General features: G+C 59.7%; 12 protein-coding genes and 3 pseudogenes. 6 read left to right on the top strand and 9 right to left on the bottom strand.

Annotated features, from left to right (window positions below):
* Positions 1–35: 35 nt before the first annotated feature.
* Both AWB78_RS43595 and AWB78_RS19640 read left to right on the top strand, forming a co-directional pair.
* On the top strand, positions 36–173 hold the full coding sequence (locus tag AWB78_RS43595) for a helix-turn-helix domain-containing protein (RefSeq protein WP_198399303.1): 138 nt from the start codon (positions 36–38) through the stop codon (positions 171–173).
* Between the two features lie 408 nt (positions 174–581).
* On the top strand, positions 582–1,556 hold the full coding sequence (locus tag AWB78_RS19640) for an alpha/beta hydrolase family protein (protein ID WP_062607242.1): 975 nt from the start codon (positions 582–584) through the stop codon (positions 1,554–1,556).
* 152 nt (positions 1,557–1,708) lie between these two features.
* Here AWB78_RS19640 and AWB78_RS19635 read toward each other — a convergent pair whose 3' ends face one another.
* From AWB78_RS19635 to AWB78_RS19615, 6 genes and pseudogenes are all read right to left on the bottom strand, one after another.
* On the bottom strand, positions 1,709–3,007 hold the full coding sequence (locus tag AWB78_RS19635) for an NAD(P)/FAD-dependent oxidoreductase (RefSeq protein ID WP_062607240.1): 1,299 nt from the start codon (positions 3,005–3,007) through the stop codon (positions 1,709–1,711).
* A 104-nt stretch (positions 3,008–3,111) separates the two neighbouring features.
* Positions 3,112–3,471 (bottom strand): hypothetical protein, encoded by a 360-nt coding sequence (locus AWB78_RS46630; RefSeq protein WP_157697569.1) that lies wholly within the window; start codon positions 3,469–3,471, stop codon positions 3,112–3,114.
* Between the two features lie 285 nt (positions 3,472–3,756).
* Positions 3,757–4,225 (bottom strand): annotated as a pseudogene (locus AWB78_RS47665) (chloride channel protein); the annotation flags it as partial.
* A 188-nt stretch (positions 4,226–4,413) separates the two neighbouring features.
* A pseudogene (locus AWB78_RS50135) lies at positions 4,414–4,650 on the bottom strand (helix-turn-helix domain-containing protein); the annotation flags it as partial.
* 193 nt (positions 4,651–4,843) lie between these two features.
* On the bottom strand, positions 4,844–5,284 hold the full coding sequence (locus AWB78_RS19620) for a potassium channel family protein (RefSeq protein WP_062607236.1): 441 nt from the start codon (positions 5,282–5,284) through the stop codon (positions 4,844–4,846).
* A gap of 504 nt (positions 5,285–5,788) precedes the next feature.
* A complete protein-coding gene (locus AWB78_RS19615; RefSeq protein WP_062607235.1) occupies positions 5,789–6,205 on the bottom strand; it encodes a universal stress protein in 417 nt (138 codons plus the stop codon).
* A gap of 194 nt (positions 6,206–6,399) precedes the next feature.
* On the opposite strand from AWB78_RS19615, the gene AWB78_RS19610 reads away from it, so the two are divergent.
* Complete coding sequence (locus tag AWB78_RS19610) at positions 6,400–8,373, top strand: APC family permease (protein WP_062607233.1); 1,974 nt, start codon at positions 6,400–6,402, stop codon at positions 8,371–8,373.
* A 116-nt stretch (positions 8,374–8,489) separates the two neighbouring features.
* On the opposite strand, the gene AWB78_RS46620 is transcribed toward AWB78_RS19610, so the two are convergent.
* Complete coding sequence (locus AWB78_RS46620) at positions 8,490–8,750, bottom strand: hypothetical protein (RefSeq protein WP_157697567.1); 261 nt, start codon at positions 8,748–8,750, stop codon at positions 8,490–8,492.
* Positions 8,751–9,143: 393 nt separating this feature from the next.
* Between AWB78_RS46620 and AWB78_RS19605 the strand changes: the two genes are divergently transcribed.
* Together AWB78_RS19605 and AWB78_RS19600 are read left to right on the top strand one after the other, a co-directional pair.
* The gene (locus AWB78_RS19605; protein WP_062607232.1) at positions 9,144–10,520 is read left to right on the top strand and encodes a hypothetical protein; all 1,377 of its coding nucleotides are present in this window, start codon (positions 9,144–9,146) and stop codon (positions 10,518–10,520) included.
* Positions 10,521–11,043: 523 nt separating this feature from the next.
* Positions 11,044–11,544 (top strand): hypothetical protein, encoded by a 501-nt coding sequence (locus AWB78_RS19600; protein ID WP_062607230.1) that lies wholly within the window; start codon positions 11,044–11,046, stop codon positions 11,542–11,544.
* Positions 11,545–11,743: 199 nt separating this feature from the next.
* Here AWB78_RS19600 and AWB78_RS19595 read toward each other — a convergent pair whose 3' ends face one another.
* Positions 11,744–11,980, bottom strand: a complete 237-nt coding sequence (locus AWB78_RS19595; RefSeq protein ID WP_157697566.1) for a hypothetical protein — start codon at positions 11,978–11,980, stop codon at positions 11,744–11,746.
* Between the two features lie 222 nt (positions 11,981–12,202).
* On the opposite strand from AWB78_RS19595, the pseudogene AWB78_RS48350 reads away from it, so the two are divergent.
* Positions 12,203–12,412, top strand: a pseudogene (locus AWB78_RS48350) (hypothetical protein); the annotation flags it as partial.
* Between the two features lie 215 nt (positions 12,413–12,627).
* On the opposite strand, the gene rpoD reads toward AWB78_RS48350, so the two are convergent.
* Positions 12,628–14,670: an RNA polymerase sigma factor RpoD gene (gene rpoD, locus AWB78_RS19590; protein WP_062607227.1), complete on the bottom strand. Its 2,043-nt coding sequence runs from the start codon at positions 14,668–14,670 to the stop codon at positions 12,628–12,630.
* Between the last annotated feature and the right edge of the window lie 1,458 nt (positions 14,671–16,128).

Genomic DNA, 16,128 nt, shown 5'->3' with positions numbered 1-16,128 from the left:
CGAACGGTTCGTCGCGGCTGGTGCGGGCGCTTTCGATGCTGGAGGACGGGCTAGCGGTGCAGACGGTCGCGTTGGAGTTGGGCTACAGCACTTCGTCCGCTTTCATCGCGATGTTCCACCGGTTGATGGGGGCGACGCCAGACGAGTTCCGCAGACGAATCGTGCAGCTGTAGCCTGGTTGGAGCGAAGTGCTATCCGAGGGTGAGCCTAAGGGACATCTGCAGCACAAGATCTTATGGGTCGCGCAGCGCAAGTAGGCGCAGTCTGTCGAAATCGACTATTGAATGACGGAAGCGAACCAAGATCTACCGGTTGCCTTGTGGGCGGCATAAGGCCGCTATTGGGCCGATCGCAGCCCGAGGCGGCAGGTCGAGGCCGACCCCAGCCGTCACCCGACTACTAAAATTCAGACACTCGGCAGCATCTGTACCATCCAGGGTGGACTTTCGGGGGTTGGTTCTCCTTCTTACAGGCGATCAACGCGACCGATGCGCCAGACCCAAGTGTCTGCTCGGTGCGCCGCGCCTGGTCAGCGCAGTTCGCCCTGAGGGACGACAACAACGGAGCCCACTGTGAGGTTGATGACCATTTTCATTGCCCTGTTGGGCTCGGTTGCCGTGCCCGGCCTCGCAGCCGATGTCGGCTTCGAGGAGGTCAAGATAACGAATGGTGCCGAGCCGCCGCTCACTGCCGGCATCTGGTATCCGACGAATGCGCAGGGGACGTCGCACTCCCTGGGCGATTTCACGCAGACTGTAGCGCCGGAAGCTCCGATCGCTGGCAGCCGTCTGCCACTGGTGGTAATGTCGCACGGCGGCGGAGGCTGGTATGGCAGTCACTACGACACGGCTCTCGCCCTGGCTCACGCGGGCTTCGTCGCGGCAGCGGTCAGTCACGCCGGCGACACTTTCGACGACCAGAGTCGAGTCTTGCAACTCTGGCGCCGTCCCGAGCAGCTTCACCGGCTGATTAGCTACATGCTCGACGAGTGGCGTTGGCACAGGCGGCTCGATGCGGCCCGCATCGGCGCGTTTGGCTTTTCCAACGGTGGCTTCACCGTGCTCGTGGCCGCAGGTGGTGTCCCGGACCTTTCGAAAATCGCCCCGTTTTGCGATGTCCATGCGGATCATGATCTGTGCGATGCCCTGCAGCATGCCGGTGTCGAGCGCCATTTCGGCTCGAATGTTCCCGCCAGCGCCTGGATCCACGATTCGCGCATCAGGGCAGTCGTCATCGCTGCGCCGTCGTTCGGGTTTGCTTTCGGTCGCGCAGGACTAAGCAGCGTTCGAACCGCGGTCCAAATCTGGAGCGCTGCCGACGATCGTCATCAACCGCATCCCTACTATGATGAGCCGGTACGCGACGACTTGCCCCGCGCGCCCGGCTATCACGTGGTTGCCAACGCAGGCCACTTCGACTTCCTGCCACCCTGCGATGCGCGTCTTTCGCGGATGCGGCCGGAGATCTGCAACAGTCGTCCGGGCTTCGACCGGGCGACGTTCCACGACCAATTCAACGCCGATGTGCTGCAGTCTCTCCATGACACGCTGCCATAGGAAACGTTTTGTCGTTCGTGCGTTGACGCCGCGAGCCAGGACGTCGTGACCGTTGCCTTTCGGTTACCTCGGCCGTGCGCCCCTTTCGTGGCCAGCTGCCGAAGATGGCCGCCAAGGCTATAGCCAGATCAGAAGTTGATCATCAAGCGGAATCACACAGGTGGCACTTGCATCTCCGGCAGAGAAATGGCAACACCGCGGCGGTGCAGGGCCGAGAGCACGTGGTAAACGCCCTTAAAACACAACACCGGCAAAGTAGCGCGCCAGCTGCCACGCAGGTTGCCCGCGAGCAAATTCACGATGCCGTCGCGCATCCAAAGCCGATTGGAGGGGCCCATGAACAGGGTGCGCATGACCGGGTCGTTCACACGATAAATCAGCCAACTGATCCGATCCATTGCCTCGGACAGTTCAAGGTTGGCCGCGTCCGCCATCTTCTTTCCTCGTACAGGATCGTCGAGCCAGACGTCGGCGGTCCTCGCACCAAGTTCGCCGCCCGTCATCGCCATGAGCACACCGGTCGAAAACATCGGATCGACGAACCCGTAGGCGTCCCCAATCATCAGGAAGCCATCGCCATTGCCCACATGCGCCCGATAGCTATAGTTTGCGGTGCTGTAGATGTCCGATACGCGCTCGGCACCCTGCGTACGTGCTGAAACGGTCGGGCTCGAAGCGATCCGCGACATCAACAGATCAGTTGGCGTACCGGTGCGCCCCTTCCAGGCCGACTGGTTCCCGACGAAGCCGACGCTCATGGTGTCGTCGGGCAGCGGAATCAGCCAGAACCATCCGTCCTCGGCAAGGTGAATGCTGATGTATCCGGAGAGCTCGCCGGCGCGCCGCGTCACTCCTTTGAAGTGCGCATAAACGGCCGCCGTATTGTTGTACTTGTTCGAGGTCTTGACCTTCATCCGCGACGCGAGAAACGTATCGCGGCCCGATGCGTCGAGCAGGTAACGGGGTTGCCATTCCAGGGTCGCCCCTGATTCGTCCTGCGCCGAAACCACGTGGCGCGCTCCGTCGTGCCCTGGCCGAACGTCGGTGACGCGAGTTCGCTCGAAACATTCGGCGCCGTGCCTGCCGGCATTCCGGAATAACAACGCATCAAGGTCCGCGCGGCGCACTTGCCAGGCATGGGTACGATCGCGATCGAGTGCATTGGCGAAGGGAAAGGCGCAGCTCCGACCGGTACGGTCCGATACGAATTCAGCGCCGGGCTTATGCACGCCGATCCCCCGAACCTGATCGAGTACGCCGAGCCGCTCGAAGATATCGAGATTGCGCGGCAACAGGCTCTCACCGATGTGAAACCGCGGATGCGCATCCTTTTCGACGAGTACCACGTGACGGCCTTTCATCGCCAGCAATGCCGCTGCCGTCGCGCCCGCCGGCCCACCCCCGATAACCAGTACGTCCGGGTTTGCCGAGTGAGTCTTCGATTGATCCATTAACGAGCTTCGGTATGGTTAAAGTGGCCTACGAACGGCGCGAGGGTATGGCAGCGCAATCTTCAGCGGGCAAGAATACACCGTAAGACGTCGCTCTTCGCCGATCAACCGGCGGCGCTTGTATGCTTGCTCCACAAGGGAGCGCTCAGTCCGCATATGATACGGTCTGAGTCCGCGAGACCGTCTCGACGCATTAATCGAGAGATCACCCTCGGATCCAACGCCTGCTCGCTTTCTTTGAGCTGATCACTTGATGCGGAAATACGAATATCAAATACAGCGGTACCGACGAAGCGTGACTGTTGCCTGGCACGCCACGCTGCCAGCCCAAACGTTTTGAATCGCCGCTTTTCAGGCAAGCACGCCAGGTTCAACAGCACGCGCGCCGGACACGTCGTTTGGGTTGAAGCGGCGCTCGAGGCCGAGTCGGCAGCGCCCGCAAGCACGGCCAGATAGCCTTTCAAGCCTTTCCCTCGTGAGGTGAGGTCCGTTTGTCCACAGGGTTCTCAACAGAAAATGTGGATAACATGTCTCAGACGCAAGTACGGACGTCAAGGCTCTCTCGTTACGGGCGCTCAATCAGCGATGCCCACCCTACGCGCGAATAGACCGGCATTAGCCCGGTCAGGACGAGGCCGTCGAAATATTGCGCACATGCGTCCACCATCTTTAGAGCAAGGTCCCTGCGAACGAGATCGCCCGGCACAGCAAGCAGATTTTTTTCGACACAAAAGTCTTTGCATCTCGTGTCACTTACTCATATATTTCTGTGCAAGCGCCTCATACAGCGGGGCGCAAACAGCTTCGACACCTGACTCGAGATCAACGCGGTCGCCATCACCCACAGCATCAGCGCATGTCCATTGATCATCTCGATGACGATCACGAACGCCGTAATCGGACTTTGCGTGACCGCGGCGAGGTGCCGACCATGCCGAACGCGATCAGCATCGGCAACTCCATGCCGCCGAAGACGAGATGGAGCGCGTTGCCAATGCCCGCTCCTATCGCGAGCGACGGCGCGAAGAGTCCGCCCGGCACGCCGGGAAAATAGGAGCCGACCACCGACGCCATTTTCAGCAGCGGATAGCTCGCGCCGAGCGTCGAATTGCCTTCGAGCCTGCCGCGCGCTTCCGCGTAGCCGCTGCCGAAAGTGTGACCGCCGGCGGCGACGCCGATCACTGCGATGAACAGGCCGCACGCCGCGCGGAACGCCACGTAGCAGGTTTGACGTTTGACGAGGGTCGCAATCTGGCTGCTGGAGCTGCGGCACAGCAGAGCACCTTCCCAATGGCCTGGTACCGCGCGATCCTCCACGCTGGCGAGGCGCTCGCTGATCGGTACCGTTACGCGAATCCTTCCGTGATCTTCGGTCTTGAGTGTGCGACGGCGAGAGCGGCTCATGGGATGGTGGACGGCGCTCGTAAAAGTCGCCTGGCAATGGCCTGTATCGAATCATCAGCCACAAGCGCTCGCGATATCTCCTCGCGCTCCTCCAGGGTCAACGCCAATTTCGATCGATGCCTTTGTGGTGGCTGGATCCCGCCTGTCTCAGCGAGAACCCCCTGCACCAACGAGTGGTTTCGGTCGAAAAGCTGAGCAATCTTCTGCAGGGATTCGCCTTTGCGCCAACGCTCCCACATTAGCGCCTTCTGCGTCTCACTGTAGTAAATCCGGCGTCCCTGTTTCAGCGCACCACTCCCGCCCTTACGCAGCGCTTATTGTGTTGCATCGACCGGTTGATTGCGCCGGGTACAACGGACACTCGCGTAGCCGCCTCGGCACGAGGCTGCCGATTTTCATTCCTCTGGCGCCTCACGTGCAGTGCTCTCGTGGCTACTCCTGCTGCAGCCGGGCATGATGGTACTTAATCACATCCATGACCGCAGCCGTCATCACCGAGGTTGAGACTCCGAACATAAGGATGCCGTTGGCAGCTTCGATTGGGCCAAGCATGCGCCATTGCTTGGACATGACAATGTCGCCGTAGCCCAGCGTGATGAAGTTGACCGCGGAGTGATACAGAGCAGTGGCAAAATCGGAAAACTCGCCTAAGAACATGAACAGCGCAGCCCAGATTGCCATTTGGGCGAAATTGCAGAGCAAGGTCAGCAGCATCACGGTTATCAATAGCAGGACATCCACCCATAGCAAGTCCTGGTTCTTAACGTTGCGCCGGAAGCGCGCGTACCGGCGCAGGCAGATGGCTACCACGACGCCTTGCAGCAGCAGGCACAGGACCATGGCCGGAGCGGCCGCCAGTACATTGTGTAGCATGATCGACTCCGTCTTCTTGGAGAGCGCGCAGGCAAAAAACGCCGCATTCGGGACGCGGAGATCGCAAGTTCAAAACTTGCTACCCCAGCCAATCATAGGTCACATTGCGTCAGCCGCACCCAGCCATGTCGCGCTCAAATATTGCCGAACGTTCGCTGAATGAGCGAAGTGGTCGCCAGAATGCTTCGCCATCTCATCCGGGTCGTTGGACAAGAGCGATCGCTGCACGAGCGTGACGGCTCCTCTGTGCACTAGACATTCGCGCAAGGTCGAAAGCCGCGTCATTCAGAGACCGTTAGGGTCATGCACCTGCAGGGACGCAGCGATCGTTTGACCTCCAACACTACGGCGGGAAGCGAGCGCAGACGGCGCCGGAGGTTATTAGATGAAAATCTTTGTCATGCAGCAATGTCATGCGGTAGAGCAGTTCGTTAAGACATCTAGCAGGCGGCACGAGCTCCGCTAACCGCACATCGAAATGAACGTAAGAAGCGCTGCGCTCTTTTAGTGCAGCACCGTGATCGGCTTGGAGCTCAGTCTCCACAAGCGCACGAACATACTCCACTTCCTTACTCGGCCGAGACCACCCGCATCGAGCACGACGACGTCAGCCCGACCGGCATTTGCATATGCTGCGATCGTCCTCTCAGGAGGGCCAAAGACGCGCTTCCATGTGTACGGCACGCCGGCGTCGTCCAACACGGCTCGGGTGAGGGCCAGTGCGTCGCGCATGATGAGTTTTTCGCGTCGACGCCACTGCGCACGAGATCGAAATGCCGCGGCGCGTCCCTGCCCCATCTCCTCCAGTACTTCGACTAGCTCGACCTGAGAGACACAGTTCTCGCTGAAGAGGAAAGCCGCGTGACGCGCCGCTTCAGGTGCACCGGCAGGGCAAATTACGGGAATGAGCAGCTTCAACATCACGACTCTCGACGACGGGGCTTGCGTGGTTGTATTGCATCATCGAACTCGTCAAGAAACTGAAAGGCTTCGACTCATCCATATAAAAAACGCGTAAAAATTTCGACCTCCGGATGCACTTAGCGTCGCGTCAGAGAATGCAGCGGCTATGCTGATTACACTGCCTCCCCGTTGAATGATTTCCGGAAGACGCAATGAGTACGCTCGACAAGATGTGGCGGTTAGTTGTCGGCAACCCGCTCGATCCCCTCGATCCGCGCACCCGGCATGCGATTGCCGTCACGCCGCTGCTAGCGTGGGTCGGACTCGGTGCCGATGGCTTATCCTCTTCCTGTTACGGTCCGGAAGAAGCGTTTCTCGCATTGGGACAACACACGCCGCTCGCGCTTTTTCTTGCGATCGCCACGGCGGCGACGGTCTTTATCATCGCGCTGGGTTACAACCAGGTGATCGAGTTGTTTCCGACGGGCGGCGGCGGATATCGTGTCGCGACAGCCCTGCTCGGTCCGCGGCCGGGTCTCGTCTCAGGCGCGGCGCTGCTTGTCGACTATGTACTGACCGTCGCGACGTCGCTGGCGAGTGGCATTGATGCCTTCTTCAGTCTGTTACCCGTCGGCGCCCAGGAATTCAAGCTCGCGACCGAACTCATACTGATCGTCCTGATGACGGGCCTGAATTTCCGCGGTATGCGCGAGTCGATCCTAGTGCTCCTACCGATTTTTCTAGGGTTCGTCGTGCTCCATCTTGGCCTTATCGTCTATGGCGTCGCCGTGCATGGCAGCAATCTCGCTTCAGTCGTGCCGGACGCGGTCGGTGAAGCCCATGGCATGTCGCACGCGCTCGGGCCCCTCGTCGTCCTGGCGTTACTGATGCGCGCGTTCTCGCTCGGCGGCGGAACGTACACGGGGCTCGAAGCCGTGTCGAACAATGTCAACATGCTTGCCGATCCGCGCGTGCCCAACGGCAAGGTCACCATGTTCTACATGGCTACGTCGCTCGCGTTTACAGCGGGCGGCATCATCCTGCTCTACATGCTCTGGCATGCGAAGCCCGTCGAAGGACAGACGCTCAATGCCGTCGTGTTCGGCAGCGTGATCGATCACCTCGGGCTCGGGTCCGTATTCGCGCGGCATGCGCTGCTTGCCGCCGTCCTCGCATTCGAGGCAGGGCTGTTGCTGGTGGGCGCGCAAACTGGCTTTCTCGATGGCCCCGCTGTGCTGTCGAACATGGCGTCGGACTCGTGGGTGCCGCGCCATTTTCGCGATCTGTCCACACGCCTTGTGCGGCAGAACGGCATCATCGTGATGGGCGTCGCGAGCCTCGCGATCCTGTTCTGGACGCATGGCAACGTCGACGTGCTCGTCGTGCTGTACAGCATCAACGTGTTCCTGACTTTCAGCCTTTCGCTGCTCGGCCTGTGCGTGTACTGGTGGAAGCATCGCGTTGACGGAAGCCACTGGATCAAGCATTTCGCGTTTTCCGCGCTCGGGCTGGCTGTGACGAGCACGGTGCTCGTCATCACGCTGATCGAGAAGTTCACCGCAGGCGGGTGGCTGACGGTGCTGGTGACGAGCGCCGTCGTCGTACTGTGCGTGCTCATCAAGCGTCACTACAGCGATACGCGTGCGCAGATCGCAAAAGAGGATGCCATTTTCGCGGGCGCGACACCCGAAGTCGATGCCGCCGACGCGCCAGGCCGCCCCGATCCTTCCCTGCCGACCGCGATTTTGCTGGTCGGGAAGCACCGGGGCGCAAGCATGCATGCGTTGCTATGGGTGAATCGGCTGTTCCCGGGACACTTCAGGAACATCATCTTTCTCGCCGTCGGCGAAGTGGATGCGCAAAGCTACGAAGGCGCGGAGCATCTCGATAAATTGCGGCAGACGATCACCTCATCGCTCGTTTACTACGTCGCGCATTGCAGACGGCACGGCATTGCCGCCGACTACCGCATCGCTTTCGGCACGCATCCGATCGGCGAATTCATGAAGCTTGCCGAAGCGACGATGGACGAGTTTCCGAACAGCGTCTGCTTTGCCAGCAAGCTGATCTTCAAGCGGGTCAATTTCCTGACGGCGTGGCTTCATAACCAGACGCCGGTCGAAATACAGGCACGCCTGCATTTGCAGGGCCGGCAGATGGTGTTACTGCCGATGAACGTCGGATAGAACAGCGCCTAACTACAGGCGACAGAAAGCATTTAGCGTCTCGAAATTGGCGAACGGCGCACTCATGGCACGCGCGCCAGGGCAGGCTTAATGTTGCTCGCGAAACCATGGGCGGCTCAACTGTATCCAAGCGGACGCTTGTTGCGATCGTCAGCGGCAGGAATATCGGTCGCGTGACCTTCCAATCCTAACGCCCAGCCCAGGTCGTGCGCGAATTCAATGCATACGCGCTCCCACTCCTTGGTCCCTACCGTGAAGTCACGCGGATTGCTTTTGCCGCACGCCCTTCGAATCGCTTCGATGCTGGCCGCGAGCGCGCGAGCTTCGGCTCGCAGTGGATCGTCAAGAAATGCTTTGGGGCGTTGTTCGCTTTTCATTGGTGGGTTTTCGGCGCGTGGCAACCAAACTTTAACGGACGCCCGCAAACGCACGAGTAACACATCGGTTAAGAGCTGTCGTCTCGCGATCGAGCGTTTCGGAATGCCGTAACGTACCAGACGCCCCCAACCGTTACCCGACAGAACGCAACTCGTATCGATGGGGTGCGAATGATATGACGAGCGAAGCGTCGGCGAACGGTTTCAAAGTTACCTCGGCGCCCTCCTCTCCCTTGTTCGATCCGTCTCTAGCGGTATCGCTAGGTTGCAACCGGGCCAATCCGGCAACCGTCGACGAATGTGCACATTTCCGGTCGCTTCTGACCAAGCGCTGATATCGCCTCGTCTATAATCGAGACGTCAGTATGTCAACGATTGAGGGAGCGCTACCCTATGCGTCAAACCCGCGGGCCATATGCGGGATCTCGAAACAGCGGTGAACGTCGACCTCGCCACGTAGAACAATCCTCGCCGAATCGGCAGAGGCAGCCGCACACGAAGGCGCCTGATCGCGACCCTGCCCAAACAGCCTCGATTTTCAAAACGCGTTCGTTTCAGTTTTTGGTCAATGCAGTGGGCGCAGAAAATATCGCGTTGGGACTTGAATCCAGCATGACGCGAGTGGCCGAGCTGATGAAAGGCGAGCGATTTACGCCTGAGACCGCCTTTCACATGGAGACCACGCTCGGGTTGCCGCACGGTTTTTTTGATCAATCCCATCCCGTGCTCACGCCCGAGACCATTGCGCGGCTGAAGTCGCCGCTCGACTTCGTACAAAGTGACGAGGAGCCGGAGGCGGAGTCGCAAGCACCTGAGCCGGCTGCCGCCCTAAACGTCGGCCAGCAATCATTTCTTGAGGAAAGTTTGCCCGAGGAAGCCGAAATGCCAAAGAAAGCACCGATCGGCTCGTCCCCGACCGCCAGGAACGGCGCAAGCGAAATGGCTAAACAACCTCGCCATCGTGCTGCCCGTAGCGAAAGCCCTGCGAAATCCAAGACGTCCGAAAAAGCATCCCAGCAGCAACCACTGGCTTTGAATGACCGCGCAGCGGTTGAAAACATTCGACGCGCTAACCTCCACGTTCTGACGACCCGCAACGGATCAAAAGTCAAACTTGGTGTGGTCATGGCGATGAGCGGATCGAACATGGCCCATCGCCTCCATGGCAAGAAGCGCCTGGACGATGTTGAAGCAGGTCGTTTCACCGAGCGCCTTGGTCTGCCAGTCGGCTGGTTGGACACGCCGCGTTCTGAATCCGAGATTCCAGAGTCGGTGTCGCTTCTTCTTACCCCCGGTTTGCGTGGGCGCGCAGCCGCTCAACAACAGGAACCGCTCTCGACCGCAACGAACGATGGTGGGTCAGAGAAGCGACCCAATGCGACCGGACGCAAGCGAAGCGCGCGCAGGGTCAACCTAGGCGATGCGCAAGAGTTGACGGTACCGGCGAATGTCCCAAATGAGGAACCGATGGCCGTCGGCCTGCAAGATCCCGTCACTGATTCTCCTGGCGAGCCTGCCGGTCGCTCAGTGGACGAAAGTGAGGAGGTTTTTCCAGGCCCCTCGCCGACAACGATCGAAGCGCTGCCCGCGCCCATGGCGCAGCGAGATCTCGCATCGCCCCCCGTCGCATCCGTGACGAGCCTGGATAATCTTGACGGGATCGCACCGATCGCGGAAGCGCTGATCAAGACGCTAGCCGGAAAAGCCCGCACGGGTCGACTGGATGAGTTGAAAGCGTTGGAACTCCTGCAGCAAGCGATTCGGTTGTAAATGCGCGGCGACGCGCGAATGTCGATCGTGCTGGACGCCAGGCACCCCTCTAGAGAGCGGTGCCTGGCGTCAGCGACACATTCGCCTTCTCTAGCGACGCGATGCCTAGATTAAGCTCGACCGCAGCGTCCCAGCGCCACTGACACTACACCAAATCTTGCATGCATCCGCAGTACGGACTGTTCGCTCATCGCAAAACAGATAGATGCTACTTCGGCATCCTTATAGAATGGGGATGGAAAAAGGAGAAAGGAGCGCTCAGTGGAACGTTCAGACGGCACGCGAATATCGGAGGTTCCAGTCGCGCGACCCGCGGGTCGATTTCTGGTCGACCGAACAGTCGTTGAGATCAGCAACGAAGCGGCTGCCTTGAGGGAGAATGCTGGTCGCTTTCGCTGGAAGCTTCGAACACCGGGAGCAAGATGGTTCGCGTGACGACCTAGGCTGCTCGATGCTCCGAGGGCACAATTGATACGATAGTGCGATCGCATGGCATCGGAACCAACGAGGTACTGAGTAACGCATGGATATTTTCTATCACTCGCAGAGTTTCGAGCAGAACGTCAAGAACGGCTCCGTCGGCTTGATTGGCTCCAGTAGCACGAAGATCGTCGAACTCTCACAGCGCTTGCCCAAGCTCGTATGGGTTTTCAAGACTCCAAAGGGCATGAAAGGCTCAATACAGCTCGTGGCGTCGCTGCTCATCAGCGAAGAGCCAAGCGTCGCGGTGCAAACTGACCAGCCACACGTCATCTACTACGATGCCTTCTCCCCGCAATCCGTCATCTACACGAAGACTGGGACGCCGGATCGTATTGATGAAGTCTCAAGACATTTCCAGTACCGATGGCGTACTGCATTCAGCACGAGCTTTCGAGGCGACGCTGGATTGCAGGCGATGGAAGCAGATGTCGTGCGTGGGTTGCAGGCGATGGTCACAGAGTGGGAGACGGTGCAGATGCTCGAACGTGTGAAAGATCGCGACAGCGTGCGACCGATCAACCCGTTCGCTCAGCCGCGCTGAACGGCTCTTGCGGCTAGAAGCTCATCGAGAAAAGAGCCCGCTGAGATCGGCGGGCCAAAATGAACACGCGTCATGCACGCGGTCGCGCGCTGCAGACGCTTCTCGTCAGGCAGACTCGAGCACGACGTGAGCCAATTGGTGGTTGCTGGAGATTCAGGCGCCTTCAAAAAGTCAGCCGTCTACTTGGCCTTTTGCTCGTTTATGGCGAGCGTTTCGACGCGAGTAGCGCGTCGAACTCATCCCGTGCCCTCTGCAGTTCGCTCATTGCTGCCGCAAGCCTCGCCAGATGTAGGGTGGGTGCGTCCGCGCCCTCTTGTTTGAAGTGCGTTTCCAGCGCGATCGACGCCGCTTGCACGTCCCTCGCCGCTTCGGCGACACGAGCGATCGCCGCAGCCTCAATTGCATTCTTTTCGACTTGCCCCATCACCTTGTCCACAAAGTTTCGAGCGATGCTTGCACCCGCAGCCATGCAGATGGTACGCCCGAATTACCGCATTATTCGCACTCTCAAGAGAGTGAACCAGACCGTGGGAGGTCAGTTCACGCCGCTCGGCGGGCACTCGGCGAGTTTGCAGCTGCAGAAGTAGTCGCGGTCAACACGGCGAGTTTCTCAACCGAAATTCAATACGCAGGCGAGCAGCATGTCCCACCCGCCTGACCGACAACGATTGAGCCGGCACCCGCCTCCGCCCTGCCCCAGTCAACAGCCGCATCGCTGCCCTTCCCTTCCCTGACCAGCCTGGACAATCTTCACGGTATCGAGCCGATCGCGGAAGCTTTGATCGAGACGCTAGCGGGCAAAGCACGCACGGGTCGATCGGACGAGTTGAATGCGTTGGAGCTGCTGCAGCAAGCAATATTGCTGTAACGCCAGGGCCAACTGCCGCCAGCCATCGTACTGCGATGCCGGGTCTGGCGAGCGGCGCACAGCGCGAGCGACCGCTGTCTTTTGAGCGTCGATACGGCAAGGGCGCCTGCTCGTCTCATCAGGCCCGCGCCGCTTGCCGCCACGGCGCTGACTGATGTTCGCGTTGTCGCATCGATCTGGCATCGATGCGGAACTGCGACTGAGTGGTCGGAAACTTAGTGGTCGAGAAATTGCCGGAGCTTGTCCGCCCGACTCGGGTGCATCAGTTTTCGCATCGCCTTGCTTTCGATCTGCCGGATCCGTTCGCGCGTCACGTCGAATTGCTTACCCAGTTCTTCGAGCGTGAAGTCGGACGCGGTATCGATGCCGAAACGCATCCTCAGTACCTTCGCTTCACGCGGCGACAGCGCATCGAGCGCCTCGTCGATCGCATCGCGCAGGTTGGCATGCACGGCCGCGTCTGCGGGTGACGCCGCCATCGGATCTTCGATCATGTCGCCAAGCGTCGCATCCGCGTCCTCGCCCACCGGCATCTCGAGTGACACCGGTTGCTTGGCGACCTTCAACATGCCGCGAACCTTTTCCTCTGTCACTTCCATGCGCTCTGCCAGTACTGCAGGATGCGCCTCCTGACCGGTCTGTTGCAGAATCTCGCGCGAAATCCGATTGAGCTTGTTGATCGATTCGATCATATGCACCGGCACACGAATCGTGCGCGCCTGATCCGCAAGCGAACGCGTCACCGCTTGACGCACCCACCATGTCGCGTAGGTGGAAAATTTCCAGCCGCGTCGATATTCGAATTTGTCGACGGCTTTCATCAGGCCGATATTGCCTTCCTGAATCAGATCCAGGAAGTGCATGCCGCGGTTCACGTACTTCTTCGCGATCGAGATCACGAGGCGCAGGTTGGCTTCGATCATCTCGCCCTTGGCCTGCCGCATTTTCGACTCGGCCGCCATCATCTGGCGGTTGATTTTCTTCAGTTGCTGCAGCGGCAGAGCGGCAGCGGCTTCGATCTCGATCAGCTTTTCCTGCTCCGCCTGAATCGCCGGCAGACTGCGCTCCAGCGCGGCGCCATACTTGTTCGAGGCCATGGCCATGCGTTCGGTCCAGCCCAGATCGGTTTCGTGTCCCGGAAAGGACTCGACAAACTTCTCGCGCGGCATCCCGCACCGGTCGACGGCAATCTGCAAAACACGGCGCTCGATCGCGCGCACCTGCGCGACCTGCTGCTGCACGTCCGCGCAGAGCCGATCGATCGTGCGCGCCGTAAAGCGAATGGGCGCCAGTTCGCGCTGCATCGCCTCACACACGTGTGCGAAGGCAACCGCGTCCGCGCCCTGGGTCACGTCGGCGCGTGGAAGTTGAGCGAACAACTCGCGCACGCGCGCAAAAATGGCAAGGCTGTCGTTCGTGAGCTGTTTCAGGCGAGCTTGGTCTGCCTTCGCCGAATCCCCTTGCTCGGTCTCGCCGCATTCGTCGATCAGTTCATCGCCCTCTTCGTCGGCTTTCTGCTCATTGCCGTCATTGCCATCATCGCCATCGGCTGCGTCCGCGGTGAGCTCAGCCGCATCAGATGAGTCCGGGCCCCCCGCATCCGCCGGGGCGTCTTCATTGAGACCGTCAACCAATTCGTCAATGCGCAGTTCACCCGCCTCAATTTGCTCCACGCTTGAAAGGATCGCGGAGACCGTCGCCGGACAGGCCGCAATCGCGTGGATCATTTCGTGAAGGCCGTCTTCGATGCGTTTCGCAATCTCGACTTCCCCGGCGCGCGTCAGCAATTCCGTCCCGCCCATTTCACGCATGTACATCCGCACGGGATCAGTGGTGCGGCCGAATTCAGAATCCACCGTGGCGAGGGTCACTTCCGCTTCCTCGTCAGTCTGATCGTCCGACATGGCGGCCGGCGTAACGCCGTTCAGGAGCAGCGTCTCCGCATCCGGCGTCTGCTCATAGACTGTCACGCCCATGTCGTTAAAGGTGCTGACGATGGTTTCGATGGCAGCGGTCTGCGCGAAGTTGTCGGGCAAGTGATCGTTGATCTCTGCGTGAGTCAGGTAGCCGCGCGACTTGCCCAACTGGATCAGCGCGCGCATCTGGCGCTGCCGCTCTTCGTCCTGCAGTGCCGAGGACATCGTGTCCATCGGCAGCAAAAATGCAGCAGCCTTGGCCTTGGGCCCACGTCGGCCTCGGGCCTTAGGCACGAACGCGGTTGTAGCAGACTCAGAAATCTCACGATCAAAGCTTGTCATGCATTCTCCTTGGCAGGTGTGCTCGGCGACGGCGAGTCCGGCGGCTGAGAACATCGCGGCCGGCGCGTCAAAGACATTCAAGGGCTGAAGGCAGACGCGGCTTGTGATATCGCAACGAGCGGGGGACGCGGCCTGCTTACACGAGCGGGCCGGATGAAATGGCGCTTCAAGAGTCAGTGCGATGTAAGCACTGCCTAAAATTATAGCACGAATTGCTGCGACGCACCAAATTGAGGCGCGATCGAACTCCTCGTGTCCTTCACGAGGTAGCCAGACGTCGCATCCACAGCCAGTGCCGGGGCCACTCTAGAGCGCCAACGCGGGTGGCTATTAGACCGTAGTACGCAGAAAACGTATCTCTCGATACGAAACAGGAGGACATTGATACGAAACGCGAGAAAAGTGCTCGCATCGCGGCGACAGGTCCGCTGACTGTCGATTTGCCTTGGCCCCGGGCGCCTGCTCCCGTGAAACATACGAGGCGAACCGCGATATTAGGTTTTAATATTTATAATAAACAATAGGTTACATCGATTAACAAAAATCGACTTTATGTTTCACGAAATAAGGGTCATAGCATGCGACTTTCTGGATGAAATTGCGCAGGATTCTTTTGGCCTCCACCGGGAGCGATCCTTAGATTTCCCTGCTTCGTCGCCGCCACAGCGAGCTTCGATCACCTAAAAAGTTGAAGACGGCGCCACTCTCGGGGGCGCCGGACGCTATCTTCGGCTGTCAGCGCCGGTGTGGCAATGGGGCCATCAAACTAAAACCACGGCTCAACGCGCGCGGGCGGTTGAGGCGTCAGACATGTTCTCAATCGTCATTTGCAGATGATCGTTCGATATTTAGACTACGGGTATACCCGTTTGTGATAATTGTGGTGCTATTACACTATCAGGCATGGTGGAAGCCGCTCGCTCCTCCGCTGCTTCGCCTCACGCGTGCGAAAACGATACGAGCGGCCGCCGTGTGCGGCCCTCGATTCGCTTCTCGGCGCGCGCCTGAGTCGACGTTTGGAACCGCCCCCACGCACTAGCGACGCTCTCTTACACCGATCGGCGAGGACGGAACGAGCACTGAGCACGCAAAGCCGCCGGCGCGGTCTGAAGGTCTCGACCGGTCGGGCGGTATCCGCTGCATGAAAAGGTACTCGCGAGATCCGCTCCGCCACCCTCAGCGCCGCCCCGCGTGGTCGCTTGTCGTGACTCACGAGATTTAACCGTGCCGGCGAAAGCCAGCGGACCGGCCTACCGCGTCGTCTCCCAACCGACTTCGTCGATCGCTAACTTCGGCCCGCAACGCCGAGTCAGCGCCTCATCCTCGTCCTGAAGGAGCAGATTGCCGCACACGCGGCAGGCGGTGTTGCACGCCGAAATCGCAGGTAGGCGCCGTAGGTCGTCCACCGTTGTGGCTTCTTGCGCCGCACTTTGGACCGCTGTCGGTAGTCTGCGACGG

This window comes from Caballeronia calidae (assembly GCF_900044055.2).
GTDB classification, from domain to species: domain Bacteria; phylum Pseudomonadota; class Gammaproteobacteria; order Burkholderiales; family Burkholderiaceae; genus Caballeronia; species Caballeronia calidae.
The sequence above is the reverse complement of the archived record's forward strand: the minus strand, read 5'-3'. Positions and strand labels throughout refer to the sequence as shown.